24 protein-coding genes are annotated in these 24,966 nt (G+C 72.2%); 11 read left to right on the forward strand and 13 right to left on the reverse strand.

Going from position 1 to position 24,966, the window contains the following annotated elements; genetic code table 11:
• Positions 1-74 precede the first annotated feature (74 nt).
• From ACZ4VF_RS32290 to ACZ4VF_RS32305, 4 genes are read left to right on the forward strand one after another with little or no spacing between them, the layout of a single operon-like run.
• Complete coding sequence (locus ACZ4VF_RS32290) at positions 75-1,055, forward strand: GNAT family N-acetyltransferase (protein WP_467930457.1); 981 nt, start codon at positions 75-77, stop codon at positions 1,053-1,055.
• Positions 1,052-2,386, forward strand: coding sequence for an ABC transporter substrate-binding protein (locus ACZ4VF_RS32295; RefSeq protein WP_467930458.1), 1,335 nt, complete (start codon positions 1,052-1,054; stop codon positions 2,384-2,386). Before ACZ4VF_RS32290 ends, ACZ4VF_RS32295 begins: the two co-directional genes overlap by 4 nt.
• Entirely contained in the window at positions 2,380-3,354 is a 975-nt protein-coding gene (locus ACZ4VF_RS32300) for a carbohydrate ABC transporter permease (protein WP_467930459.1), read from the forward strand. Before ACZ4VF_RS32295 ends, ACZ4VF_RS32300 begins: the two co-directional genes overlap by 7 nt.
• On the forward strand, positions 3,351-4,238 hold the full coding sequence (locus tag ACZ4VF_RS32305) for a carbohydrate ABC transporter permease (protein ID WP_467930461.1): 888 nt from the start codon (positions 3,351-3,353) through the stop codon (positions 4,236-4,238). The genes ACZ4VF_RS32300 and ACZ4VF_RS32305 overlap by 4 nt, the downstream gene beginning before the upstream one ends.
• Before the next feature lie 12 nt (positions 4,239-4,250).
• On the opposite strand, the gene ACZ4VF_RS32310 is transcribed toward ACZ4VF_RS32305, so the two are convergent.
• Both ACZ4VF_RS32310 and ACZ4VF_RS32315 read right to left on the reverse strand, forming a co-directional pair.
• Positions 4,251-5,444, reverse strand: coding sequence for an ABC transporter substrate-binding protein (locus tag ACZ4VF_RS32310; RefSeq protein ID WP_467930462.1), 1,194 nt, complete (start codon positions 5,442-5,444; stop codon positions 4,251-4,253).
• 177 nt (positions 5,445-5,621) lie between these two features.
• Complete coding sequence (locus tag ACZ4VF_RS32315; protein ID WP_467930463.1) at positions 5,622-7,061, reverse strand: gamma-aminobutyraldehyde dehydrogenase; 1,440 nt, start codon at positions 7,059-7,061, stop codon at positions 5,622-5,624.
• A gap of 170 nt (positions 7,062-7,231) precedes the next feature.
• Between ACZ4VF_RS32315 and ACZ4VF_RS32320 the strand changes: the two genes are divergently transcribed.
• From ACZ4VF_RS32320 to ACZ4VF_RS32350, 7 genes are all read left to right on the forward strand, one after another.
• Positions 7,232-7,753 (forward strand): Lrp/AsnC family transcriptional regulator, encoded by a 522-nt coding sequence (locus ACZ4VF_RS32320; protein WP_467930465.1) that lies wholly within the window; start codon positions 7,232-7,234, stop codon positions 7,751-7,753.
• A gap of 19 nt (positions 7,754-7,772) precedes the next feature.
• On the forward strand, positions 7,773-9,137 hold the full coding sequence (locus ACZ4VF_RS32325) for an aspartate aminotransferase family protein (protein ID WP_467930466.1): 1,365 nt from the start codon (positions 7,773-7,775) through the stop codon (positions 9,135-9,137).
• A 189-nt stretch (positions 9,138-9,326) separates the two neighbouring features.
• Complete coding sequence (locus ACZ4VF_RS32330) at positions 9,327-10,067, forward strand: ABC transporter ATP-binding protein (RefSeq protein ID WP_467930467.1); 741 nt, start codon at positions 9,327-9,329, stop codon at positions 10,065-10,067.
• Complete coding sequence (locus ACZ4VF_RS32335; RefSeq protein WP_467930469.1) at positions 10,049-11,254, forward strand: hypothetical protein; 1,206 nt, start codon at positions 10,049-10,051, stop codon at positions 11,252-11,254. The genes ACZ4VF_RS32330 and ACZ4VF_RS32335 overlap by 19 nt, the downstream gene beginning before the upstream one ends.
• Positions 11,255-11,378: 124 nt before the next feature.
• On the forward strand, positions 11,379-11,786 hold the full coding sequence (locus tag ACZ4VF_RS32340; RefSeq protein ID WP_467930470.1) for a VOC family protein: 408 nt from the start codon (positions 11,379-11,381) through the stop codon (positions 11,784-11,786).
• Between the two features lie 36 nt (positions 11,787-11,822).
• Positions 11,823-12,947 (forward strand): LOG family protein, encoded by a 1,125-nt coding sequence (locus ACZ4VF_RS32345; RefSeq protein ID WP_467930471.1) that lies wholly within the window; start codon positions 11,823-11,825, stop codon positions 12,945-12,947.
• A 166-nt stretch (positions 12,948-13,113) separates the two neighbouring features.
• A complete protein-coding gene (locus ACZ4VF_RS32350) occupies positions 13,114-13,812 on the forward strand; it encodes an LAETG motif-containing sortase-dependent surface protein (protein WP_467930473.1) in 699 nt (232 codons plus the stop codon).
• 100 nt (positions 13,813-13,912) lie between these two features.
• Here ACZ4VF_RS32350 and ACZ4VF_RS32355 read toward each other — a convergent pair whose 3' ends face one another.
• The 11 genes from ACZ4VF_RS32355 to frr form a co-directional block, all read right to left on the reverse strand.
• A complete protein-coding gene (locus tag ACZ4VF_RS32355; RefSeq protein WP_467930474.1) occupies positions 13,913-14,710 on the reverse strand; it encodes a maleylpyruvate isomerase family mycothiol-dependent enzyme in 798 nt (265 codons plus the stop codon).
• A 24-nt stretch (positions 14,711-14,734) separates the two neighbouring features.
• Positions 14,735-15,754, reverse strand: coding sequence for an ABC transporter ATP-binding protein (locus ACZ4VF_RS32360; RefSeq protein WP_467930475.1), 1,020 nt, complete (start codon positions 15,752-15,754; stop codon positions 14,735-14,737).
• The gene (locus tag ACZ4VF_RS32365) at positions 15,755-17,356 is read right to left on the reverse strand and encodes an ABC transporter permease (protein WP_467930476.1); all 1,602 of its coding nucleotides are present in this window, start codon (positions 17,354-17,356) and stop codon (positions 15,755-15,757) included.
• Positions 17,357-17,400: 44 nt separating this feature from the next.
• Positions 17,401-18,474 carry a thiamine ABC transporter substrate-binding protein gene (locus ACZ4VF_RS32370; RefSeq protein WP_467930478.1) on the reverse strand — a complete coding sequence of 358 codons (1,074 nt, stop codon included), beginning with the start codon at positions 18,472-18,474 and terminating at the stop codon, positions 17,401-17,403.
• A 199-nt stretch (positions 18,475-18,673) separates the two neighbouring features.
• Positions 18,674-19,780 carry a dual-specificity RNA methyltransferase RlmN gene (gene rlmN / locus ACZ4VF_RS32375; RefSeq protein ID WP_467930479.1) on the reverse strand — a complete coding sequence of 369 codons (1,107 nt, stop codon included), beginning with the start codon at positions 19,778-19,780 and terminating at the stop codon, positions 18,674-18,676.
• Between the two features lie 214 nt (positions 19,781-19,994).
• Positions 19,995-20,195 (reverse strand): SCO3870 family protein, encoded by a 201-nt coding sequence (locus ACZ4VF_RS32380; RefSeq protein ID WP_467930480.1) that lies wholly within the window; start codon positions 20,193-20,195, stop codon positions 19,995-19,997.
• Positions 20,196-20,648: 453 nt separating this feature from the next.
• A complete protein-coding gene (locus ACZ4VF_RS32385; RefSeq protein ID WP_467930482.1) occupies positions 20,649-20,933 on the reverse strand; it encodes a hypothetical protein in 285 nt (94 codons plus the stop codon).
• A 78-nt stretch (positions 20,934-21,011) separates the two neighbouring features.
• Positions 21,012-21,446, reverse strand: coding sequence for a hypothetical protein (locus ACZ4VF_RS32390; protein WP_467930483.1), 435 nt, complete (start codon positions 21,444-21,446; stop codon positions 21,012-21,014).
• A 237-nt stretch (positions 21,447-21,683) separates the two neighbouring features.
• Positions 21,684-22,856 (reverse strand): cytochrome P450, encoded by a 1,173-nt coding sequence (locus tag ACZ4VF_RS32395; protein ID WP_467930602.1) that lies wholly within the window; start codon positions 22,854-22,856, stop codon positions 21,684-21,686.
• Positions 22,857-23,231: 375 nt separating this feature from the next.
• Positions 23,232-24,374 carry a phosphatidate cytidylyltransferase gene (locus ACZ4VF_RS32400; protein ID WP_467930484.1) on the reverse strand — a complete coding sequence of 381 codons (1,143 nt, stop codon included), beginning with the start codon at positions 24,372-24,374 and terminating at the stop codon, positions 23,232-23,234.
• Entirely contained in the window at positions 24,374-24,931 is a 558-nt protein-coding gene (gene frr / locus ACZ4VF_RS32405) for a ribosome recycling factor (protein WP_014675285.1), read from the reverse strand. Before frr ends, ACZ4VF_RS32400 begins: the two co-directional genes overlap by 1 nt.
• Positions 24,932-24,966: the final 35 nt, after the last annotated feature.

Consider the following 24,966-nt stretch of genomic DNA (forward strand, 5'->3'; position numbering starts at 1 on the left):
ACCTGACGCATGCCGGACCCCGAGACCCGGCCCCCCGAGGACCGCACCCCGCCACCGGGAAGGACGACCCGCCGGTGACCGTTCGTACGACCCCGCCCCGGACCGGCGTGCGCGGCTTCCGCGTCGGCGACGGCCCGCGGCTGGTGGAGGCGTGGCGCCGGAGCGCGCCGGCCGATCCCATCACCCCGGACCGCTTCCGCTCCCTCGTGCTGCTCGACGCCAACTTCGACCCGGAGGGGCTGCGGGTGGCCGTCGAGGGGGAGCGGGTCGTCGGCGCCGCCTACGCGGTGCGCCGGCTCACTCCGCTGGCCGGGACCGACCTGGAGCCGGAGCAGGGCTGGATCCCGTTCTTCTTCGTGGACCCCGCCGCCCGCGGGCGCGGCCTCGGCCGCCGGCTGCTGACCGAGGCCCTCGACTGGCTGCACGGCCACGGCCGCACCCGGGCGGACTTCTCCTCGTACACCCCGCACTACGTCCTGCCGGGCCTGGACGCCGAGACCTACCCGGAGGCCGCCGGGCTGCTCGGGTCGCTGGGGTTCCGCACGCTGTACGAGGCGGCGGCGATGGACCGAAGCCTGGTCGGCTACCGCCTCCCGGAAGAGGTCGCGCGGCGCGCGGCGGAACTGACGGCAGGCGGCCACCGGTTCGGCACCCCCTGCGACGACGACCTGGTGGATCTGGTCGCGCTCGCCGGGGGCCACTTCAACGCCGACTGGGCGCGGGCGATCCGGACGTGTCTGGCCGCGGGCACCCCGCTGGACCGGATCGTGGTCGCCCGGGACCCCGCGGGCCGCCTGGGAGGCTGGGCGATGCACGGCGCGTACGACGGCGCGGACGAGCGGTTCGGGCCGTTCGGGGTGCTGGAGGAGATGCGCGGCACCGGGCTCGGCAAGGTCCTGCTGCACCTCGTCCTGGAGCGGATGCGGGCGCGCGGGGCGCACTCCGCGTGGTTCCTGTGGACCGGCGAGCGGTCCCCGGCGGGCCACCTGTACCGCGCGGCGGGTTTCCGCACGACCCGCGTGTTCCGCGTGCTGCGCCGGGAGGCCGCCCGATGACACCGCCACCCCGCGGCACCGGCGGTCTGAGCCGCCGCCGCTTCGCGCTCGCGCTCCCTGCGGCGCTGCTCGTCTCCGGATGCGCCGCACCGCACCGGGGCACCGGGCGGCCCGGGGACCCGATCGTGCTCACGCTGCTCTCGCACTACGCGAGCGGGGTGCTCCGGGAGGCGCTGCGGGGCCCGGTGGACGAGTGGAACGCCACGCACGACCGGGTCAAGGTGCGGACGCTGGCCGTGGAGTTCACAGACCTGCTGACCACGTTCATGGTCCGGCAGGCCGCCGGGCAGGGCGCCGACATCCTCCACCCGTACTGTCTGTGGAACGGCCAGCTCGTGCGGGCCGGCGTCCTGCGGCCCGCCCCGCCCGAGCACGCCGAGGAGATCCGGCGCGGCTACGGCCGGGCGGCGGTCGGCGCCGCGTCGGTGAACGGCACGGTCTACGGCTACCCGACCGAGGTGCAGACCTACGCCCTCTACTACAACAAGCGGCTGCTGCGCGCGGCCGGCGTCGACGGACCGCCGCGCACCTGGCGGGAGCTGGAGGACACGGCGTACCGCACCACCCGGCGGGACCGGTACGGCAACACGCTGGTCCAGGGGTTCGGCCTGTCCGTGTACGACGACTCCACCACCGTCGGCCAGACCCTCGCCCTGCTCAACGCGGCGGGCGGCCGGTTCGTCTCCGCGGACGGCAGGAGCACCGCCCTCGACTCCCCCGCCGGCCGTGCGGTGTTCGGTCTGGAGCGCCGCCTCGTCGTGGAGGGGGCGAGCGACCCCGGCGTCAACGTCTACCAGGCGTTCGCGTCCGGGCGGGTGGCCATGGTGATCAGTGCCGGCTGGTGGACCGGGAGCCTGCGGTCCGTGATGGGCGCGGCCTACCGGGACGTCGGTGTCGCGCCCGTGCCCGTCCCCCGGGCCGGTGACCCGAGGGCCACGCTCTCCACCGGTTTCATGCTGGGGGTCAACACCGCCAGCGCGTACCCGCGTGAGGCCTGGGAGTTCCTGCGCTGGCTCAACGCCGCGAAGGTGCGCGGGAGGCAGGGCACCAGGGCGACCCGGATGAGCGCCCTGCAGGTGACGGCCGGCTCCCTGACCGCCCGCGCCGACGACATGCGCACGCTGCTGGGCGCGGGCGGCGACCCGAACCTGCGCCCGTTCCTGGACGCGCTGGCGTACGCGGTGCCGGAGCCCAACGGGCCGGGCGCGCAAGCGGCCAAGTCGCTGCTGCGCAAGAACATCGAGGCGCTGTGGACCGGTCAGCAGTCGGTCACCGAGGCCCTGAGCGCCGTCCGCCGCCAGGTCGACCAGGAGGTGGCACGCTCATGGTGAACACCCTGGCGCCGGAGCCGACCGAGCGGGCGCCCGGCCCGCGGTCCGCCGGGGCCGCCGGGCCCGCGGGAGGCGGCCGCGGGGGGACCCTGCGCCGGCACCGCCAGGCCGTCGTCGCCTATCTGTTCCTCGCGCCGACGCTGCTGTTCTTCGCGGTCTTCCTGGCCCTTCCGCTCGGTTTCGCGCTGCTGCTGTCGCTGTCCCGCTGGGCCGGCTTCGACCTCGCGGACATCGATCCGGCCGGCCTGGACAACTTCGCCGGTCTCTTCGCGGACGGGTCGGCCTTCCTGGTGCCGGTCCTGAGCAACACGCTGCTGTTCGCGCTCGGCACCGTGGCGCTGGCGCTGGCGGGCTCGGTGCTCGTCGCCACCTGCATCGAGAAGCTGCGCTGGCAAGGGCTGTGGCGCACCCTGTACTTCCTGCCGATCGTCACGACCGTCGTCGCCGTCGGCAACGTGTGGAAGTACATGTACGAGCCGGGCGGCCTGGTCAACGGCGTGCTCAACGCCCTGGGGCTCGGCTCGGTGGCGTTCCTCCAGGACCCGGACACCGCGCTGCCGTCGCTGGTGGTCGTCCAGGCCTGGGCCTCGCTGGGCTCGGCGATCCTCGTCCTGACCGCCGGGCTGAAGTCCGTTCCCGAGTCGTACTACGAGGCCGCCGCGCTCGACGGGGCCGGACCCGTCACCGTGTTCCGGAGGATCACGCTGCCGCTGCTGCGGCCGTCCCTGCTCTTCGTGTGCGTCACCCAGTTCCTCACCGGCCTGCAGTCCTTCGCGCTGATCATCGTGATGACCAAGGGCGGTCCGGGCGACGCGACCGACGTGGCCGCGCTGGAGATGTACCGGCGGGCCTTCGCCTACGGCGACTGGGGCACCGCGAGCGCCGCCGCGTTCGTGCTGTTCCTGGTGGTCCTCGCGGTCACCCTGGCCCAGTTGTGGTTCTTCCGGCGGAAGGGGGAGGACGCGTGAAGGGGACAGGAACCGTGACCGGCCGCCGTTTCCCGTGGCTGTCGTACCTGGTGGTCGTCACCGGCGCCGTGCTCACGGTCGTGCCGTTCCTCGACATGGTGATGACGTCCTTCAAAGGGCCGGGCGAGGCCGGGACGCTGCCGTACCGGTTCCTGCCGAAGGCGTTCGACCTGTCCAACTACCGTGCCGCGGTCGACCAGCTGGACCTGCCGGTGCTCTTCCGCAACAGTGTCGTCGCCACCGCGGTCGTCACCGGATCGGTGCTGCTCACCTCGTCGCTCGCCGGTTACGCCCTCGCCAAACTGCGCTTCCCCGGCCGGGACCTGGTCTTCCGGCTGGTGCTGGCGACGATGATGTTCCCGCCGTTCCTCTTCTTCGTCCCCCGCTTCCTGATCCTGGTGCACTGGCCGCTGGCGGGCGGCAACGACCTGTTCGGGCGGGGCGGTGCCGGACTGACCGTCAGCATCGCCGCGCTCGCCATGCCGTTCCTCGTCAACGGCTTCGGGATCTTCCTGACGCGCCAGTTCATGGTCGCGATCCCGGACGAGGTCCTGGAGGCCGCGCGCATCGACGGGGCCGGGGAGTTCGCCGTGTGGTGGCGGATCGTGGTGCCGCAGACCAAGCCGGTGCTGGTGACGCTCGGGCTGCTGACCTTCGTGGACTCCTGGAACGAGTACATCTGGGCGCTGCTGGTCTCCACCGCCCACCCGGACGTGATGACCCTGCCCGTCGGCATCCAGCTCCTGCAGGACCACGTCGACCCGGCCCGCACGATGCCGGTCGTCATGGCCGGCCTGGTCCTGAGCGTCCTGCCGGTCCTGGTGCTCTTCCTGCTGCTGCAGAAGCACTACATCCGCGGGGTCATGCTCAGCGGCCTCAAGTGAGCGCCACGGGGGTCACAGGCCCGCGATCCTGTTCCAGCGCCGGGCGAACTCCGTCCGTTCCGCGGAGGTGATGTCCCGGGCGACGGCGAGCCGCTCGCGCATCGTGCCGTCGGGGAAGACCAGGGGGTTGTCGGCGAGGGCCGCGGTGTCCTTGTCCCGGGCACGGGTGAGGACCTCCCGGGCCGCCGGCACCGGGCAGACGTAGTTCACCCAGGCGGCCAGCCGCGCGGCGACCTCCGGCTCGTAGTAGTGGTCGACCAGCCGCTCGGCGTTGGCCTTGTGCCGGGCGCGGTCGGGGATCATCAGGGAGTCCGACCACAGCTCGGCGCCCTCCTCCGGCACGACGAAACGGATGTCGGGGTTGTCCGCCTGGAGCTGGATGACGTCACCGGAGTACGCCTGGCAGGCCAGTACGTCCCCGCTGACCAGGTCCTTGGTGTAGTCGTTGCCGGTGAAGCGGCGGATCTGGCCGCGGCGGACCTCCCGCTCCACCTGGTCGCACACCCGGTGGAAGTCGTCGGCGGTCCACCGGGTGACGTCCACGCCGTTGCCCTGCATGAGCAGCGCGAACGATTCGTCCAGGCCGGACAGCAGGGTCACGCGGCCCTTGAGGTCCTTCGCCCACAGGTCGGAGACGGCTCGGATCTCGCGGCCGAGCTTGCGGTGGTTGTAGGCGATGCCGGTGATGCCGGACTGCCACGGCACGGTGAAGCGGCGGCCCGGGTCGAAGGCGGGCGAGCGGAGCAGCGGGTCGAGGTGGTGGGCGACGTTCGGCTGGCGGGCGCGGTCCATCTCCTGCACCCAGCCCAGCCGGACGTACCGGGCGCACATCCAGTCGCTGATGACGATCAGGTCGCGGCCGGTGGACTGGTGGTTCATCAGCGCCGGGCTGATCTTGCCGAAGAACTCGTCGTTGTCGTTGATCTCCTCGACGTAGTCCACGGAGATCCCGGTGCGCTCCTCGAACGCCCGCAGGGTGGGCCGCCGGTCGGGGTCGTGGTCGTCGGTGTCGATGTACAGCGGCCAGTTCGCCCAGGTCAGCCTCTTGTCGGCCGCGGACTCGTCGGCCGCGGCCCGGTCCCCCGGCCGGACGTAGGCGGCGGGCACCCCGCATCCGGCCAGGGCACCGAGCGCGGCGGTGCCGCCGAGGGCGGCGAGGAGGGAACGGCGGGACGGCGTGGAGGCGGGGGTGGAAGTCTGGGGCACCCCGGAAGCATGCCGGTCCGCCGCGCGAGGGGGCAATCGACGCTGCGTCGAGCGCCCCACCGCTCGCCCGACACCTTGTCGATCACACGGGTCCGGTCGCCGTGCCGGTCCCACGACGCGGCGCGGCCCCGGACGAGGAGGTGAACCCGTCCGGGGCCGCGCGGCTGTGCCCGGTGCCTACGCGTCCAGCGACGTCATCACGTGCTTGATCCGCGTGTAGTCCTCGAAGCCGTACGCCGACAGGTCCTTGCCGTAGCCGGACTTCTTGAAGCCGCCGTGCGGCATCTCCGCGACCAGCGGGATGTGCGTGTTGATCCACACGCAGCCGAAGTCGAGCTTCTTGGACATGCGCATGGCGCGGGAGTGGTCCTTGGTCCACACCGAGGAGGCCAGGGCGTACTCGACGCCGTTGGCCCACTCGACGGCCTGGTCCTCGTCGGTGAAGGACTGGACGGTGATGACCGGGCCGAAGACCTCGTTCTGCACGATCTCGTCGTCCTGCTTCAGGCCGGAGACGACGGTCGGGGCGTAGAAGTAGCCCTTGTCGCCGACCTGGTGGCCGCCCGCCTCGACCTTGGCGTGGGCCGGCAGGCGGTCGATGAAGCCGGAGACCTGCTTCAGCTGGTTCGGGTTGTTGAGCGGGCCGAAGAGAACGTCCTCGTCGTCCGGCTGACCCGTCTTCGTCTCGGCCGCGGCCTTGGCGAGCGCGGCCACGAACTCGTCGTGGATGGACTCCTGGACGAGGACGCGGGTGGCGGCCGTACAGTCCTGGCCGGCGTTGAAGAAGCCCGCCACGGAGATGTCCTCGACGGCCTTGGCGATGTCGGTGTCCTCGAAGACGACGACCGGGGCCTTGCCGCCCAGCTCCAGGTGGACCCGCTTGACGTCCTTGGCGGCGGACTCGGCGACGGACATGCCGGCGCGTACGGAGCCCGTGATGGAGGCCATCGCCGGGGTGGCGTGCTCGACCATCATGCGGCCGGTCTCGCGGTCGCCGCAGATGACGTTGAAGACGCCCTTGGGCAGGACCGAGCCGATGATGTCGGCGATGAGGACGGTGGAGGCCGGGGTGGTGTCCGAGGGCTTCAGGACGACCGTGTTGCCCGCGGCGATGGCCGGGGCGAACTTCCACACGGCCATCATCATCGGGTAGTTCCACGGGGCGACCTGGGCGCAGACGCCGACCGGCTCGCGGCGGATGATCGAGGTCATCCCGTCCATGTACTCGCCGGCCGAGCGGCCCTCCAGCAGCCGAGCCGCGCCCGCGAAGAAGCGGATCTGGTCGACCATCGGCGGGATCTCCTCGGAGCGGGTGAGCCCGACCGGCTTGCCGGTGTTCTCCACCTCGGCCGCGATCAGCTCCTCGGCCCGCTCCTCGAAGGCGTCGGCGATCTTCAGGAGGGCCTTCTGCCGCTCGGCCGGGGTGGTGTCGCGCCAGCCCGGGAACGCGCGGGCGGCGGCCTCCATGGCGGCGTCCACGTCCGCCTGCCCCGACAGCGGCGCGGTCGCGTACGCCTCACCGGTCGCGGGGTTGACCACCTCGGTGGTCCGTCCGTCGGCGGCGTCCCGGAACTCACCGTCGATGTAGTTGCGCAGACGACGCAGCTCGGTGCTCACTGCCGGCCTCCTGATCTGGTTCACACTGTCCGTTCTTCGAGACACCCACCCTAGTCGCCGTACCGACGTTTTCAACACCCCTGCCGCCGTCACATCTGCGAAATCCGCAAGGACGGGTCTCGGAAACAACGAATTTCATCGCCCGGGCCTTGCGAAACTATCGAGACGTCGTGCACAGTGTGGGCGTGGCCAGTCGAAGCGCAGACCAGAGGGACTCGTCCCGCGAGGCCAGGAACGGCAACAGTCCCCAGCTGGACGCCGTCTCCCTCGCCATCATCCAGCAGCTCCAGGAGGACGGCCGCCGGCCGTACGCGGCCATCGGCAAGGCCGTGGGCCTGTCCGAGGCGGCCGTGCGCCAGCGCGTGCAGAAGCTGCTGGACCAGGGCGTGATGCAGATCGTCGCCGTCACGGACCCGCTCACCGTGGGCTTCCGCCGGCAGGCGATGGTCGGCATCCACGTCGAGGGCGATGTCGAGTCGATCGCGGACGCGCTCACCGGCATGTCGGAAGTCGAGTACGTGGTGATGACCGCGGGCTCGTTCGACATCCTCGCGGAGATCGTCTGCGAGGACGACGACCACCTGCTGGACGTCATCAACAAACGCATCCGGTCCCTGCCCGGAGTGCGCTCCACCGAAAGCTTCGTCTACCTGAAGCTGAAGAAGCAGACCTACATGTGGGGAACCCGATAACCGTGAGGACCCGATAACCGTGAGCACCAAGGACCTCAGCCGCACCGCGTACGACCACCTGTGGATGCACTTCACCCGCATGTCCTCGTACGAGAACTCCCCGGTCCCGACCATCGTCCGGGGTGAGGGCACCTACATCTACGACGACAAGGGCAAGCGCTACCTCGACGGTCTCGCGGGTCTGTTCGTGGTCCAGGCCGGTCACGGCCGCACGGAACTCGCCGAGACCGCGTTCAAGCAGGCCCAGGAGCTGGCCTTCTTCCCCGTCTGGTCGTACGCCCACCCCAAGGCCGTCGAGCTGGCCGAGCGCCTCGCCGACCACGCCCCGGGCGACCTGAACAAGGTCTTCTTCACCACCGGCGGCGGCGAGGCCGTCGAGACCGCCTGGAAGCTCGCCAAGCAGTACTTCAAGCTCCAGGGCAAGCCGACCAAGTACAAGGTCATCTCCCGCGCGGTCGCCTACCACGGCACCCCGCAGGGCGCCCTGTCGATCACCGGCCTGCCGGCGCTGAAGGCCCCCTTCGAGCCGCTGGTGCCGGGCGCGCACAAGGTGCCGAACACCAACATCTACCGCGCCCCGATCCACGGCGACGCCCCGGAGGCCTTCGGCCGCTGGGCCGCCGACCAGATCGAGCAGCAGATCCTGTTCGAGGGCCCGGAGACCGTCGCCGCGGTCTTCCTGGAGCCGGTGCAGAACGCCGGCGGCTGCTTCCCGCCGCCCCCCGGCTACTTCCAGCGCGTGCGCGAGATCTGCGACCAGTACGACGTGCTGCTCGTGTCGGACGAGGTCATCTGCGCCTTCGGCCGCCTCGGCACGATGTTCGCCTGCGACAAGTTCGGCTACGTCCCGGACATGATCACCTGCGCCAAGGGCATGACCTCGGGCTACTCCCCGATCGGCGCGTGCATCGTCTCCGACCGGATCGCCGAGCCGTTCTACAAGGGCGACAACACCTTCCTGCACGGCTACACCTTCGGCGGCCACCCGGTCTCCGCGGCGGTCGGCCTCGCCAACCTCGACCTGTTCGAGAAGGAGAAGCTGAACCAGCACGTCCTCGACAACGAGGGCGCCTTCCTCTCCACGCTGCAGAAGCTGCACGACCTGCCGATCGTCGGCGACGTCCGCGGCAACGGCTTCTTCTACGGCATCGAGCTGGTGAAGGACAAGCACACCAAGGAGTCCTTCAACGACGAGGAGACCGAGCGCGTCCTGTACGGCTTCCTCTCCAAGGCCCTCTTCGACAACGGCCTGTACTGCCGTGCCGACGACCGCGGCGACCCGGTGATCCAGCTCGCCCCGCCGCTGATCTCCCACCAGGAGACCTTCGACGAGATCGAGCAGATCCTGCGCGCCACCCTCACCGAGGCGTGGACGAAGCTCTGATCATCCGCCCGGATGACCGGCCCGGCCCCGGCGCCCTCCGTTCGAGTGAGAACGGGGGCCCGGGGCCGTGTGCTGTCCGGCCTCCCCGCACCGGCTGCCTAGCGTTCCAGTGACCGACCGGCCCGCCTTTCGTTCCCCCGGACGGGGGATCGGACACGGGAAAACGGACCAGAACCGAGGTGTACGCCCATGGAGGCCCCGCCGGACAACGACGTGCTCTGGGCACGCTCCCTGCACTTCAGCCACCGCGACGGATCCCCCGGACTCACCGGGGTCTCGCTCGGTGTACGGGAGGGCGAGATCCTCGCCGTCAGCGGTCCGCGCGGCAGCGGCAAGACGACCCTGCTGCGCTGCCTTTCCGGCCAGGTGCCGGTGCACAGCGGGGAGGTCTGGTTCAACAGCTCCCCCGTGCACACCCTCGGCCCGATGGCCCGCGAGCGGCTGCGCCGGGACCGTTTCGGCTGGATCGACCCCGAGCCGCTCCTGGTCCCCGAGCTGAACGTGTGGGAGAACGCCGCGCTTCCGCTGATGCTGCGCGGCACCGGCCGGCGCCGAGCCAAGGCGGCCGCGCTGGAGTGGCTGGAGCGGCTGGACGTCGGCGACCGGGCCCGCAGCCGCCCGCACGAGCTGCAGCACGCCGAGCGCCAGCGCGTCGCCATCGCCCGCGCGCTCGCCCCGGCACCCGCGGTCCTCTTCGCCGACGAGCCCACGGCCCCCCTGCACCGCGCGGACCGCTCCCATGCGCTGCGCACCCTCACCGCGGCGGCCCGCTCGCACGGCATCACCGTCGTGCTCGCCACGCACGACCCCGACACCGCCGCCCTCGCCGACCGCACGGTGGCCCTGCTGGACGGGCGCCGGGTGCACACCGTGCACCTGCCGGACAGCCCCGACGCGGAAGGCCGGGCCGCGTGCTCGCTCTCCGCCTGACCCGTGCCGCCCGGCCCGCCGTCCAGCTGCGCCGCCTGCTGGTCGCCGCGGCCTCGGCGGGCACCGGCTTCCTGCTGCTGTCCTGCCTCGGCCACGCCCTGAACCACCCCGAGGCCGCGGACGCCGCCGCGCTGCGCCTGGCCTGGTGCGCACTGCCGCTGGCCGCCACGGTGTACCTGGCGCTCGCCGTGGCCCGTACCGACCCGGGCACCCGGCCGCGCCCCGGCCTGTCCGCGGTGGGTCTGGGCCCGGCCCGCCTCATGGCGATCTCCGCCCTCACCACGGCCCTGTCCTGCACCCTCGGCTCGGCGCTGGCACTCCTCTTCTTCCTGCACCTGCGCGGCGACCTCACCGGCATGCCGTTCGACGGCGCGGCGGCCGACGTCCTGGCCGCGGGCGTCCCGCTCCCGGTCCCGGCCACGGCGACCCTCCTGGCCGTCCTGCCGGCCACCGCGACCACCACGGTGGCCGTGGCCCTGCGCCCGAAGGACCCCCGGCCGCGCCCCGCGGCGGAACCGCTCCCCGCGGAGGGCGCCGCCGCCGGTGCGGACGGCGACGAGACGGCGGCGGACGGCGGACCCGACCGCCGGCCCCCGGCACCGGACACCGGTGTCCGCACCCCCGTCGGTCTCCCCTGGGGCGTCGCCCTCGTCGCCGCCGGCCTCACCGCCCACGCCTACGCCGGCCGTTCCGTCCCCGTGCCCTCCCTCGCCGTCCTCCTCGGCTGGCTGCTCACCGCCACCGGTCTCGTCGTGGCCGCCCCCGGCCTCACCCACCTGTGCGGCCGGCTGCTCCAGGCCCGCAGGCCGGGTGCGCTGAGGCTGCTCGCCGGCCGGGTGCTGATGACGGAGGCCGCCCGGATCGGCCGTCCGCTCGGCGTGGTGTCCGCGGTGGCCTCCGCCGGCTACGCCATGACCGCCCTGTACGACGGCCCGGCCGCCGCCTTCGGCCCGCTGTCCGCCCTCGGCGCGCTCGTCGTCGCCGGCTCCGCGGTCGCCACCCTCCTCACCACGGCCGTGGAGACCCGCCAGTGCCGTGCCGGCACCACCGCCGCGCTGCTCCGCCTGGGCGCACCCGCGGGCACGCTGCGCGTGGCCGCCGCCCTCCGCGCGGCCGCGCTGCTGGCCCTGTTCGTCCCGCTCACGCTCGTGATCGCCGCGCTGTCGGCCCTGCCCCTGACCCGCTGACGGCAGCCCGCCCGGCCGGCCGCGGAAAAAAGATCCGGTGATCGCCGATGAGTTCGGGGCGGGCCCCCGGTCTACCTCTTCGAACGCGACGGACCGACCGCGCACGACCCCGGGAGAGACCCGCATGTACCAGCAGATGATCTTCGTGAACCTGCCCGTGAACGACCTGGACGCGTCGAAGAAGTTCTTCACCGGGCTCGGCTACACGATCAACCCGCAGTTCAGCGACGAGAAGGCGGCGTCCGTGGTGATCAGCGACACCATCGTCGCGATGCTGCTGACCAAGCCGTTCTACGCGACCTTCACCAAGAAGGAGATCGCCGACGCGACGACGACCAGCGAGGTGCTGATCTGTCTGAGCGCCGAGAGCCGCGAGAAGGTGGACGAGCTGGTCGACCGGGCCATCGCGGCGGGCGGCACGGCGAGCGGCGAGACCCAGGAGCACGGCTTCATGTACGGCCGCGCCTTCGACGACCTCGACGGCCACACCTGGGAGGTCGTGTGGATGGACCCGGCCGCGATCCAGGGCTGACCCCCGGAGTCCGAACATCCGTGCCAGCATGGGCGGGTGCAACCGACACCCGCCCAGCCGCTCCGTGCCGCCCACGACCACGAGATCGAGTCTCTCGCCGAGTTCGACGCGGTGGTCGCCGAGCACGGCTCACTCGCCCGGTTCCGGGTCCAGGCCGTCGATCTGACCGGCCGTACCGACGTCCTGCTCCGCCTCGACACCACGGGCGCCGTGTTCCTCGGCTGCCCGATGGCCCCCGAGGCCGCCACCCGCGTCGGGGCCGCCGGAGCCCTCGTGTTCCCGCCCATACCGGGGCTCCCGTTCGACCCCTACCGCGCCTTCGCCTACACGCCCGACGAGTTGTTCGAGTCGCTGGAGGAGGGGTACGAGGCGACGCCGGACGCGCGGGCCTACGCCTGGTTCCAGCGGACGAAGGCCGACGGTGACGTCTTCGCCTCGATGCTCCGCGCGGTCCACGACGACGCCGTCTCCGACGCCCTCGACGAACTCCTCGCCGGCGCCCGGGTGGTGGGAGTCATGGGGGGCCACGCGATGGCGCGCGGGACCGACGCATACGCCGGTGCCGCCCGGCTCGGCCGCGCCCTGACCCGCGCCGGGTTCACGGTCGCCACCGGCGGCGGACCGGGCGCGATGGAGGCGGCCAACCTCGGCGCGTACGCGGCCCCGTTCGCCGACGGCATGCTGGACGACGCGCTCCGGCTGCTCGCCAAGGCTCCCTCGTTCCGGCCGTCGGTCACCGACTGGGCGCGCGCCGCGTTCGAGGTGCGCGAACGCTGGCCGGGAGGCGGGGAGTCGGTGGGCATCCCCACCTGGTTCTACGGCCACGAGCCGCCGAACGCCTTCGCCGCGCACCTCGCCAAGTACTTCGCCAACGCCACCCGCGAGGACGGCCTGCTGGCCCGCTCCACCGCCGGGGTGGTGTTCCTGCCGGGCGCCGCCGGGACCGTACAGGAGATCTTCGACAACGCGACGCCCAACTACTACGAGTCGCGCGGTGAGCCGACCCCGATGGTGCTGGTGGACAGCGGGCACTGGACGCGGGAGCTGCCCGCCTGGCCGCTGCTGCGATCGCTGGCCCGGGAAAGGGCGATGGAGTCCCGTATCGCCCTTGTCGACCGGATCGAGCAGGCTCCGGAGGCGATCAAACGTCTGGGCGGTTAATAAGCGGGCAAAGTCAACGCCCGTTGACGGCCGATGCGTTGACACTACTTACGGAGCGCTTATAAACCTGTGAGCCTCCGGGGGACACAGGGGCCTCACCTCATCCGGCGCCCCAACTCCCCTCCCACCCCCCGCAATTGCTCTCTGTAAAGGACAAACGTTGTCCATGACTCGCCGTAGCGTACGCCGTTCCGTGCGCGTGCTGGGTGTCGCCTCCGGATCGGCGGCGCTGGTACTGGGCCTGGCCGGCTCCGCTCTCGCCTGCAACATCAAGGACTTCTCCGCCGAAGCCAAGTGCGACGGCGGCAAGGGCGTCATCGTCGTCACCGACACGGACGCCTCCGCCAAGGACGCCACCGTCACCGTCTTCCTCGAAGGCGCCGGCGGTGTCGAGACCAGGATCGGCGAGCAGCCGGTCAAGGGGTCGAAGGAGGGCGCCCGGATCACCTTCGCGGAGGACTGGAAGCCCAGCGCCACCTACCGGATCCACGTCAAGGCCGACCAGGCCGTCGACGAGGACATCCAGCCGGCCCTGGTGACCCCGTCCACCGCGTGCACGACCGAGAGCCGCACCCCGACGCCCTCGGCCAGCACCACCCCGTCGACGTCCCCGTCCCCGTCCGCGTCCAGGTCCGCGTCGGCCGAGCCGGCCGGCCCGGCCCCGTCGGCCTCGGAATCGAGCACCGCCCCGGCCGGCACCTCCCGCAACGCGCCGTCCCCGGCGGTCGGTGACTCCAACCTCGCGGAGACCGGTGCGAGCTCCAACACCGGCCTGATCGCCGGCATCGCGGCACTCCTGGTCGTCGTCGGCGGCGGCGCGGTCTGGCTCGGCATGCGCCGCCGGGGGGCGAGCCGCAACGGCTGAACGGCCGGGCGCGGGTGCCGTCACGGCTGACCCCGCGCCGTCCGTCGTGAGGTGACCCGGCCCGCCCTCCCGTCACCGGGGGGGGGCGGGCCGGTGCGCGTCAGCCGAACGTGCTCCGCTCCAGCCAGAACTCCAGCACCTCACGGTCGCCGAGCACCTCCAGGCCGGGCGCGTCCAGCGGCAGCCGGCGGTAGAAGGCGAGCAGCAGCGGGGTGATCGGGCCGCGCAGGGCGACGGTGGCCTTCTCGTGCCCGCGCCGCCAGCTCACGCCGTCCTCGCCCAGCTCGACGATCCACTCGGCGTTCAGGTCGGGGCCGGTGTCGGTGGCGTGCAGATGGATCGAGCGCTCCGGGCCGCGCAGCTCCCGCTCCGGCTCGCGGGGCATGTTGCGCTGCACCCACTGCACGAGCTGCAGCCACTCGTCCAGCGCGTCCACCGCCATGTCCGGCGCCACCTCGTAGGGCTGCCCGGCGGCGAGCGAGGCGTCGGCGCGGTGCACGGTGATCTCGCAGGCCATCCGGCGGGCCCAGAAACCGGTGTGCAGCATCCCGGCCCACGACCACACCTCGGTGTCCGGGCCGGCCTCGCGCAGCGCGCCCACGACCAGCTCACCGGCATCGGCGAGCCACTGGTCCAGGGCCGCCGCGTCCCCGCGCTCCTGCGGACCGGCGCCCTGCGGCACCTGCTCCTGCGGGATGTTCTCCTTGGCCCGGGTGCGCACCAGGGCGTCCACCCAGCGCAGGGCGCCGCCCATGTGGCGCACGAGGTCTTCCAGCGACCAGTCGGGGCAGGTCGGCACGGTCGCGGACAGGTCGGCGCCGGAGGTCACCACGGCCCTCAACTGCTGGACCTGGCGGGCGATTTCGTCACAGTAACGATCATGCGTGAGCACAGACATGGCCTCACCCTACGGGCGGGGTGATCAGCCCAGCACGAGGGTTTCGGACACGTCGAACGCCACACCCACCGGCGTACCGGGTTCCGGCGCGTCCCGCAGCGCGCAGGCCGCCTCCAGGCGCGGGCCGTCCGCCGGCTGGAGATGGAGGGCCACATGCGTGCCCCGGAAGGTGCGGGCGGTGACCGTGCAGGGCAGTCCCTGGTCGGCCGGGACCAGCCGGACGCCGGCCGGGCGGACGAGGACCGTGCGCTCGCCCTGCGCGGAGCCGTCCGGCACCGGCAGCTTGCCCCACGGGCTGTCGGCCGCCGTCCCGGCGACGGTCGCCGGGACCAGGTTCTCGAAGCCGAGGAAGCGGGCCACGAACGCGTCGGCGGGCCGCTGCCACACGTCGAGCGGTGTCCCGGTCTGCGCGATCCGCCCGTCCCGCATCACCACCACCCGGTCGGCCAGCGCGAACGCCTCGCCCTGGTCGTGGGTGACGGCGAGCACGGTCGTCCCCAGCCGGCCGAACAGCTCCCGCAGTTCGACCACCAGCCGCTCCCGGAGCGAACGGTCGAGCTGGCCGAGCGGCTCGTCCAGCATGAGCAGCCGGGGCCGGGGGGCGAGCGCCCGGGCGAGGGCCACGCGCTGCTGCTCGCCGCCGGACAGCGAGGCCACGGCCCGCCGGGCGGCCCCCGGCAGCCCGACCAGCTCCAGCAACCGTCCGACCTCGGCGTCCCGTTCGCCCTTGGCGACGCCGTGCATGCGCGGCCCGAAGGCGACGTTCGCGCCGACGTCCCGCTGCGGGAACAGCTGGTGGTCCTGGAACATCAGCCCCACGCCCCGCCGGTGCGCGGGTACGCCCGCCTGGTCGCGGCCGTCGAGCAGCACCCGTCCGCCCGACAGGGGCTGGAGTCCGGCCACGGCCCGCAGCAGGGTCGACTTGCCGCTGCCGCTGGGCCCGAGGACGCACACCACCTCGTGCTCGGCGACGTCCAGACCGACGGCGTCGAGCACGGCCCGCCCGCCGAAGCGCACGGTCGCGGCGTCCAGGCTCAGCAGCATCTAGAACTCCCCGGTCCGGTCGGTGCGCAGCCGCTCCAGAACGAGCAGCGCGGCGGCGCACACCACCATCAGAATCGTCGAGAGGGCCATCGCCTGGCCGTAGTTGAGGTCACCCGGCCGGCTCAGCAGCCGGGCCACGGCGACCGGGAGGGTGGGGTTGTCGGGCCGGGCGATGAACACGGTCGCCCCGAACTCGCCGAGTGACACGGCGAACGCGAACCCCGCCGCGACCAGCAGCGCGCGCCGCACCAGCGGCAGGTCCACCTCCCGCCACACCCGCCACGGCGAGGCGCCGAGCACGGCCGCCGCCTCCCTGAGCCGGACGTCCACCGCGCGCAGCACGGGCAGCATGGTCCGTACGACGAAGGGGGCGCCGACCAGCGCCTGGGCGAGCGGCACCAGCATCCAGGACTGGCGCAGGTCCAGCGGCGGCTTGTCGAGTGCGATCAGGAAGCCGAAACCGACGGTCACGGCGGAGACGCCGAGCGGCAGCATCAGCAGCGCGTCGAAGCCCCGTACCAGCCGTCCCGCGTCCCGGCGGGCCAGCGCGGCGGCGGCGAGGCCTCCGATCACGACGGCGATGGCGGTGGCGGCGACGGCGTACTCCAGCGAGGTCCACACCGCGTGCACCGGCGCCACCAGGAACGTACCGCCGTCCGTGTCGGCCAGCGCCCGGTAGTAGCCGAGACCGGGCGCGTCGAGGGAGCGGCGGACGAGCACGGCGAGCGGCAGGACCAGCAGCAGGGCGACGGTGGCGAGGACGCCGGCGAGCAGCGCCCACTGGCCGGCGCCGCGCGGGCGCCGGGCGGTGGTCCGCGGGTCCACGAGCCGCAGGGCGGTCTCCCTGCGCCGCACCGTCCAGGCGTGCACGGCGAGGATCGCGCCGACTGCCGCGAACTGGACGAGGGTGAGGACGGCGGCCGTGGACAGGTCGAAGACCTCGGAGGTCTGCCGGTAGATCTCCACTTCGAGGGTGGAGAAGGTGGGGCCGCCGAGGATCTGCACCACGCCGAAGGAGGTGAAGGTGAACAGGAAGACCATCAGGGCGGCGGCGGCCACGGCGGGTGCGAGCGCGGGCAGGGTGATCTTCCGCCAGGCCGTGAGCGGGGAGGCGCCCAGCATCCGCGCGGCCTCCTCCTGCCGGGGGTCGAGCTGGGCCCACAGCCCGCCGACCGTGCGCACGACGACCGCGTAGTTGAAGAAGACGTGGGCCAGCAGGATCGCCCAGACCGTGGTGTCCAGCCGTACCCCCCACAGCTGGTCGAGCAGCCCGTGGTGGCCGACCAGGGCCAGGAAGGCGCTGCCGGCGACGACGGTCGGCAGCACGAACGGCACGGTGACGACGGCCCGCAGCAGCTGCCGGCCCGGGAAGTCGAGGCGGGCGACGGCATAGGCGGCGGGCAGGGCCAGCAGCAGGGTGAGCCCGGTGGAGGCGAGCGCCTGCCAGGTGGTGAACCACAGCACGTGCCGGAGGTCCGGCTCGGTGACGACGTCCGCGATCCGCCCCAGGTGCCAGGTGCCGTCCGCCCTCAGTCCGCGCGTGACGATGGCGGCCACGGGCCAGGCGAAGAACAGCGCGAAGAACGCGACGGGCAGGGCCATCAGCCCGAGCCGCGCCGCGCTTCCCGCGCGGTCCCTCCTCGGGGCTACCTCAGTACGAGCGAGGTCCACGACTTGACCCACTGGTCACGGTTGGCGGCGATCCTGTCGGGGGCCAGGGTCTCGGGGTCCTTGGCGGCCGCCCCGTACTTCGTGAAGTCGGCGGGGACGGCGGCCCCCTTCACGACCGGGTAGACGAACATGTTCAGCGGCATGTCCTGCTGGAACTCCCTGGAGACCAGGAAGTCGATGAACGCCTTGGCGCCCTTGGGGTTCCGGGCGTTGTCGAGCAGCCCGGCGAACTCGATCTGCCGGAAGCAGGTGCCGTACGACACCCCGGTCGGGGCGGTGGCGGGCCGCTTCTTGGCGTAGATCACCTCGGCGGGCGGGGAGGAGGCGTACGACACGACCAGCGGCCGGTCGCCGCCGGCCTTCCTGCCCTCGGAGGAGCCGGAGAACTCCTGGTAGTAGGCCTGCTCCCAGCCGTCGACGACCTTGACGCCGTTGGCCTTCAGCTTCTTCCAGTAGCCCTGCCAGCCGTCGTCGCCGAACCGCGCGGCGCTGCCCAGCAGGAAGCCGAGGCCCGGGGAGGAGGTGGCCGCGTTCTCGGTGACGAGGAGGTTCTTGTACGCGGGCTTGGCGAGGTCGGCGAAGGACTTCGGCGGGGTCAGCCTGTGCTCGGCGAACCAGGCCTTGTCGTAGTTGACGCAGATGTCGCCGTGGTCGACGGGCGTGACCCGGTGCCTGCCCTTGTCGAGCTGGTACTCGGCGCCGACGCTGCCGAGCCCCTTCGCCTCGTACGGCTGGAAGAGGCCGTTGTCGAGGGCCCTGGAGAGCAGAGTGTTGTCGACGCCGAAGAGGACGTCGCCCTGCGGGTTGTCCTTGGTCAGGATCGCCTTGTTGACGGCCTGCCCGGCGTCGCCGTCCTTGAGGACCCTGACCTTGTACCCGGACTGCTTCTCGAAGCCCTTGAGCACGTCCTTGGAGACGGCCCACGAGTCGTGGCTGACCACGGTCACGGTCTTGGTGTCGGCGGAGCCCTTGGCGTCGGTGGACCCGCACGCGGACAGCGTGACGAGGCCGAGGCCGACCGCCGCGGCCACGAAGGTCTTGTGGTGCACTGGATGTCCTCCTGGGGTGGGCCAGGAAGAACGCGGCCCCACCCGGGACCCGGGCAGGGCACGACAGCTTGAGGTGGTGACCGAACTTCCTACCCAGAATGACCTGGGCGAGGTTCAGAGGGTCTGCGGCCTGGGTGCCGCACTCTCAGCGCTGTGGCGCTCCCCTGTCGGAATATGAAGATGTGTGGACGGGCCCAGGTTACCGCTCGGTGGCCGCGAGCTGACCGCAGGCCCCGTCGATCTCCTGACCACGGGTGTCCCGGACGGTCACGGGCACGCCGTGGGCCGCGATGGCCTCGACGAACGCCTTCTCGTCCTCCGGCCGCGACGCGGTCCACTTCGAGCCCGGCGTCGGGTTCAGCGGGATGAGGTTGACGTGCACGGGCCTGCCCTTGAGCAGCCGCCCGAGCCGGTCCCCGCGCCACGCCTGGTCGTTGATGTCCCGGATGAGCGCGTACTCGATGGACAGCCGGCGGCCGCTCTTCTCGGCGTACTCGAACCCGGCGTCCAGCACCTCGCGCACCTTCCACCGCGTGTTCACGGGGACGAGGGTGTCGCGCAGCTCGTCGTCGGGGGCGTGCAGGGAGATCGCCAGCCGGCACTTGAAGCCCTCGTCGGCGAACCGGTGGATGGCCGGCACCAGCCCGACGGTGGAGACGGTGATCCCTCGCTGGGACAGCCCGAGGCCGTCCGGTGCCGGATCCGTCAGCGCGCGGACGGCACCCACGACGCGCTTGTAGTTGGCGAGCGGCTCGCCCATGCCCATGAAGACGATGTTGGACAGCCGCGCGGGCCCGCCCGGCACCTCTCCGTCCCGCAGCGCCCGCATCCCGTCCACGATCTGGTGGACGATCTCGGCGGTGGACAGGTTCCGGTCCAGCCCCGCCTGCCCGGTCGCGCAGAACGGGCAGTTCATGCCGCATCCGGCCTGCGAGCTGATGCACATGGTGACCCGGTCCGGGTACCGCATCAGCACGGACTCGACCAGCGTGCCGTCGAACAGCCGCCACAGCGTCTTGCGCGTGGTCCCCTGGTCGGTGGACAGATGCCGGACGACGGTCATCAGCTCCGGGAACAGCGCCTCCTGGAGCTTCGCGCGCGAACCGGCGGGGATGTCGGTCCACTGCTCCGGGTCGTGCGCGTAGCGCGCGAAGTAGTGCTGCGAGAGCTGCTTGGCACGGAACGGCTTCTCACCGATCTCGGCCACCGCGTCCTTGCGCTCGGCGGGCGTGAGGTCGGCGAGATGCCGCGGCGGCTTCTTGGCTCCGCGCGGCGCGACGAAAGTGAGTTCTCCGGGCTTAGGCATGGCTCTACCAGTGTCGCAGATCCAATCGGGTGACCTGGCTGTCACTGGCCACGACTGCAGTCAGCGGTCGTCACCGGTCGCCGCTGAGCGGCCCCGGACGGCCGAGGGACGGCCCAGCCGGCGTCGCGACGCCGACACGCAGGGCGATGTCGCTGATGACCGGGCTTGCCGCTCGTTGATCCCCGGGGCGCCCTGACACACGCGCCGGCACCCTTCAGTTCGTGTGCGGCCGACCGTCACGGATCCAGGTCACCACGGTCAGAACCGAGGTGACGTACATCAGGACGCTGAAAGTGGCCACCGATTCGACGTACTGCTCGTAGCCGTCTGCGCGGAGCTGGAGCGCCAGGGAACCCAGTGCGGTCCCAAGGGCTGCGGTAGCGGCGGCCACGGCCACGAACGGCCCCTTCGTCATGGGTACTTCCCCCTGAGTCGAGAGACGACTGATCACACGAGACTACATGCACCGAAGGGAAGGCCCCTCTCCTGTTGACGGGCACAGCGAACTCGTCTGGTGCAGCGTCTTCGACGTCCAGGAGTGGAGGCCCGCACACGCGGCGGCGGAAGGCAGTCGTCCGCGTGTTCCTGCCCGTGCAGCCGGGCACGCGCGAGGAATGACCTCTTACTACGCGGCATCGCTTCAGCTGGCGGAGCGCTGGCAAGGCCCCCCGTGGTTCAGATGGGCCTTCCTGGGCGTGTGGGCGCTCTGCGGATTGTTCGTCCTCTTCAAGCTGCGCCAGAACGGTTGGAGGTTCCCCCGACGGCGCTGAGGCGGCCCGGCTGGGGTGGCCCGCGCGAGGTGGCCCGTGGGCGTGGCTCGCGGGCGTGGCTCGCTGCGACCGGCGCCGGTGAACGATCACGAGCCTGCCTAGAGGCCGCGCAGCGCCTCGTGCAGATCGCCGTAGACCGCCCAGCAGTCGGCGCTGCCGTCGTCGTACAGGCTGCCCATGTACCAGTCGTCGCCGTGGACGGGCTTCACCAGGCACAGGCTGCGGAAGCCGAGGACGATCGCCGGCCGGAGCACCTCGTGCTCTCCGGTGGAGCCGACCCGCTTCACCGGCCGCTCCGGATCCAGGGCGACCGCCTCCCGGTCCCCGGACACGTCACGGATCCGCTGGAGGGTCCACCCCGCAGGCAGCTGTGCGTCGGCCATCCGCGGATGCTCTCATCCGGCGGGCCGCTCCGGCCCGCCGGACGCCGCGGCGTGCGGTGGGCCGGGCCCGGCCGGGGTTCAGGCGATGCCGTGCTGGCCGCCCTGGGTGAAGTCGCAGTCGTGGCCGGCGCTGAGGTAGCCGTTTCCGCTGTTGGAGTAGTTGGGCTCGACGCTGCCGCAGGCCCGCACCCACACGTCCGCGCCCTCGGGGATGTTCCAGGGGTGTCTGGTGTCCGTGGTGTTGCATCCGGACGTGTTGTGGACCGTCCGGTAATGCCAGCCGTCTCCGGACTTGTACCACGTCAGCTGGGCCCAGACGGTGTCGCCGTCGCACAGGTTGTCGTGGATGAGGAAATTGTCGCCGTCGGCCACGAAGTACGCGTAGCCGTCACCGTTCCGCGCGTCCGAGACGGGCGAGTTCGTGCCGGCGCTGGCGGTGGTCGCGGTGCCGATGACCAGGCACGCGGCGGCAGCGGCGACCACCGAGAGGCGGCCCCGGGATATTGCCTTCATTTCGCTTGCGTTCCGATCTGGAGGAAAGGCGGGAACGGCTGCACATGCGTGTACGCCTAAATCGGCGTATTCACGCAGCCCGTGATGTTCCGCGTACGCTCTCACGCGGAGATCGTCGTGATCAAGGGATGTACGGAAACCGGTGAAAGCGAGGGGCTGCGTTCCGGTTCGGTCCTCCGAGTGGCCGCCCGGTGCTCCGTGACCCCGTCCGGTTCCGGTCCGGCTCCGCGGGCCGGCTCACCACGTCACGGGCAGCGTCCTCGGTCCCCGGATCAGGCCCTGCCGCTGGAACTCGACCCGCTCGGGCGGCACCGCCAGGCGGATGCCGGGGAAGCGGGCGAGGACCGAACCGATCATGACCTCGGCCTCCATCCGGGCCATGACGGCGGCCAGGCAGTGGTGCGGGCCGTGGCCGAAGGCGACGTGAGCGGCGCCCTGGCGGTCGAAGTCCAGGGCGTCGGGGTCGCGGAAGACCCCGGGGTCGCGGTTGGCGGCGAGATAGGCGTTGTAGACCACGTCACCGGCGCGGATCAGCCGGCCGCCAACCTCGACGTCCTCGGTGGCGATCCGGGGGATGCCGACGCCGTTGCGGTGCGGGACGTAGCGGAACAGTTCCTCCACGGCCCGGGGCAGCAGTTCCGGTTCGCGGCGCAGCCGGTCCAGCTGCGCGGGGTGGGTGAGCAGTGCGTACATCATCGAACCGCTGTTGTTGCGGACCGCGTGGCCGCCGCTGACCTGCACGGCGATGGCGAGGGAGACCGCCTCGTCATCGGTGATCTCGCCCTCCGCGACGGCCTGCGCCAGCACTCCGGCGAGATCCTCTCGCGGTTCCGTACGGCGCTGTAGGAGCAGTTCGGTGATCCGGGCCCGGGTGGCCCGGGCGGCCTCCCGGGCCCGCTCCGCGGAGCCGGCGCCCGCGGACAACAGGGCCTCCCCCGTCTCCGCCCAGCGGTGCCAGTCCTTCTCGTCCACGCCGAGGAAGTCACGGATCAGGGCGATCGGGAACGGGCCGTGCAGGTGCTCCATGAGGTCGGCGGGCGCGCCCGCACGTGCCATCCCGTCCAGCAGTTCGGCGGCCCTGCGCTGCGCGAGGGGGCGCAGTCGGCGCATGCTGCTGCCGGTGAACGCGCGGGCGACGACCCGGCGCAGCCGGGTGTGCCGGGGCGGGTCGATGTACTGCAGTCCCGCCGTCTGGGAGGCCACCGGCACCGGGCGCATGGTGGTGACGTCGCGGCCGACGACCTGTTCCCGGGAGAAACGCGGGTCGGAGGTGACGAACCGGACGTCCTCGTACCGCGTGACCAGCCAGGCGTGCCCCGCGCCGTACGGCAGCCTGATCCGGGCGACCGGCTCCTCGCGCAGCAGCTCGTCCAGGAGGGGGTCGGGGTCGAGCGCGGGCAGGTCCTCCACGGGCCAGAACCTCACCGGCGGGTCGGAGGCGGGGGCGGGCTTCGAGGAGGCCGGCGCGGGGGCGGCGCTCGCGCCGGGGGCCGTGGGGGCCGGCGCGGGGGTGGTGCTCGCGCCGGGGGCCGTGGGGGCCGGGTCGAGGGGCATCGGGGGCTCACTCCCTGCTGCGTCGCCGGGCGGCGGCCTGCCGCGTCACCGGACTGCGGCCTGCCGCGTCACCGGGCGGCGGCTGCACCGCCGTCCTGTCAGGGAGTCTGCCGCGCCCGGGGCCCGGCCGCCGACTTGTGCTGCGGCATCCGGGGCGGGACCGGGACGCGACGCCGGGATACAACGACGGTCCCCGCCCTGCCCGGGACGGGGACCGTGGCGCCGTACCGCTCAGGCGGATCCGACGAAGATCACCATCAGCAGCCACACCACCGGCGCGGTGGGCAGCAGCGAGTCGAGCCGGTCCATGATGCCGCCGTGGCCCGGGAGCAGGGTGCCCATGTCCTTGATGCCCAGGTCCCGCTTGATCATGGACTCGCCGAGGTCGCCCAGTGTGGCGCTGGCCGCGACGGCCAGGCCCAGCAGCAGTCCCTGCCACCAGGTGCCGTCGTCGATCAGGAACCGCATGCACAGCGCGCCCGCGGCCATCGCGAACAGCACCGCGCCCAGCAGGCCCTCGCGGGTCTTGCCGGGGCTGATGCGCGGGGCGAGCTTGTGCCTGCCGAAGCGCCAGCCGACCGCGTACGCGCCGGTGTCGCTGACGACCGTCAGCAGCAGGAAGGTGAGGACCCGCCAGGGACCGTCGTCGGCGGTGAGCATCATCGCGACGAACGTGGCCAGGAAGGGCACGTAGAACGCGGCGAAGACACCGGCCGTGACGTCCTTGAGGTAGCCCTCCGGTGGTTCCGTCATCCGCCAGACCAGCGTGGCCAGGGCCGTCAGCGCCATCGCGACCCACGCGCCCTCGGCGCCGCGCACATAGCCGGCGACGACCATCGCCGCACCGCCGACCGCGAGCGGCACCAGCGGCGCCTTGATGCCCTTGCGCTCCTGGAGCCTGCTGGTCAGCTCCCACAGGCCGACGACGACGGCGACCGCGATCACCCCGACGAAGACGGCCTTCTCCACGAACAGGGACGCGACGATGACCACACCGAGCCCGACACCGACGCCTATGGCCGCGCCCAGGTCACGGCCCGCGCTCTTCTTCTGCGGCGCTGGCGCCGGCTGCGGGGCGTCGGGCATGGGCTCCGGGTTCTGGGTCTCGGCCGGGAGTTCCCCGGTCTGGAACATCGCGTCTGGGAACGGGGGGCCGCTCAGCCGCGCGGCCCCCCGGTCGTCGTCCTGGTGTCCGCCGTACACGGTTCCGTCGGGCACGATGGGCATGGGGCGGGTCTGCTGCGCCTCAGGCGCATCGTACGCGGGACCCGCCGGGACGGCTCCCGGGACGGGCTGGACCGGCCCGCCCCCGGCGGACCCCCAGTACCCGGCCTGGCCCGCCGCCGACGGCGCTCCCCAGGAAGAGTCGCTCATCAGACTTCGAGCAGCTCCGCTTCCTTGTGCTTCAGGAGCTCGTCCACCTGGGCGACGTACTTCGCCGTGGTGTCGTCGAGCTCCTTCTCCGCACGGCGGCCCTCGTCCTCGCCGACCTCGCCGTCCTTGATCAGCTTGTCGATGGCGTCCTTGGCCTTGCGGCGCACGGAGCGGATGGACACCTTGGCGTCCTCGCCCTTGCCCTTGGCGACCTTGATGTACTCGCGGCGGCGCTCCTCGGTCAGCTCGGGGAACACCACCCGGATGATGTTGCCGTCGTTGCTGGGGTTGACGCCCAGGTCGGAGTCGCGGATCGCCTGCTCGATGTTGCGCAGCGCGCTCTTGTCGAACGGGGTCACGACCGCCATGCGCGGCTCCGGCACGGAGAACGAGGCCAGCTGGTTGATCGGCGTCGGGGCACCGTAGTAGTCGGCCACGATCTTGTTGAACATCGCCGGGTGCGCACGCCCGGTGCGGATCGCGGCGAAGTCCTCCTTGGCGACCACGACGGCCTTCTCCATCTTCTCCTCGGCTTCGAGGAGGGTCTCTTCGATCACCACTTGCTCCTGCGTGTCTTGAGTAAGGCCCGGCT

The organism is Streptomyces sp. NPDC029151, assembly GCF_055564315.1.

Bases quoted from the DNA above. Each gene is read 5' to 3' on its own strand.
- ACZ4VF_RS32400 (WP_467930484.1), bottom strand. From the start codon at position 24,374: ATGAGCGACTCTTCCTGGGGAGCGCCGTCGGCGGCGGGCCAGGCCGGG.
- ACZ4VF_RS32360 (WP_467930475.1), bottom strand. From the start codon at position 15,754: ATGCTGCTGAGCCTGGACGCCGCGACCGTGCGCTTCGGCGGGCGGGCC.
- rlmN (WP_467930479.1), bottom strand. From the start codon at position 19,780: ATGCCTAAGCCCGGAGAACTCACTTTCGTCGCGCCGCGCGGAGCCAAG.
- ACZ4VF_RS32385 (WP_467930482.1), bottom strand. From the start codon at position 20,933: ATGGCCGACGCACAGCTGCCTGCGGGGTGGACCCTCCAGCGGATCCGT.
- ACZ4VF_RS32355 (WP_467930474.1), bottom strand. From the start codon at position 14,710: ATGTCTGTGCTCACGCATGATCGTTACTGTGACGAAATCGCCCGCCAG.
- ACZ4VF_RS32365 (WP_467930476.1), bottom strand. From the start codon at position 17,356: ATGGCCCTGCCCGTCGCGTTCTTCGCGCTGTTCTTCGCCTGGCCCGTG.
- ACZ4VF_RS32390 (WP_467930483.1), bottom strand. From the start codon at position 21,446: ATGAAGGCAATATCCCGGGGCCGCCTCTCGGTGGTCGCCGCTGCCGCC.
- ACZ4VF_RS32380 (WP_467930480.1), bottom strand. From the start codon at position 20,195: ATGACGAAGGGGCCGTTCGTGGCCGTGGCCGCCGCTACCGCAGCCCTT.
- ACZ4VF_RS32350 (WP_467930473.1), top strand. From the start codon at position 13,114: ATGACTCGCCGTAGCGTACGCCGTTCCGTGCGCGTGCTGGGTGTCGCC.
- ACZ4VF_RS32295 (WP_467930458.1), top strand. From the start codon at position 1,052: ATGACACCGCCACCCCGCGGCACCGGCGGTCTGAGCCGCCGCCGCTTC.
- ACZ4VF_RS32300 (WP_467930459.1), top strand. From the start codon at position 2,380: ATGGTGAACACCCTGGCGCCGGAGCCGACCGAGCGGGCGCCCGGCCCG.
- ACZ4VF_RS32330 (WP_467930467.1), top strand. From the start codon at position 9,327: ATGGAGGCCCCGCCGGACAACGACGTGCTCTGGGCACGCTCCCTGCAC.
- ACZ4VF_RS32340 (WP_467930470.1), top strand. From the start codon at position 11,379: ATGTACCAGCAGATGATCTTCGTGAACCTGCCCGTGAACGACCTGGAC.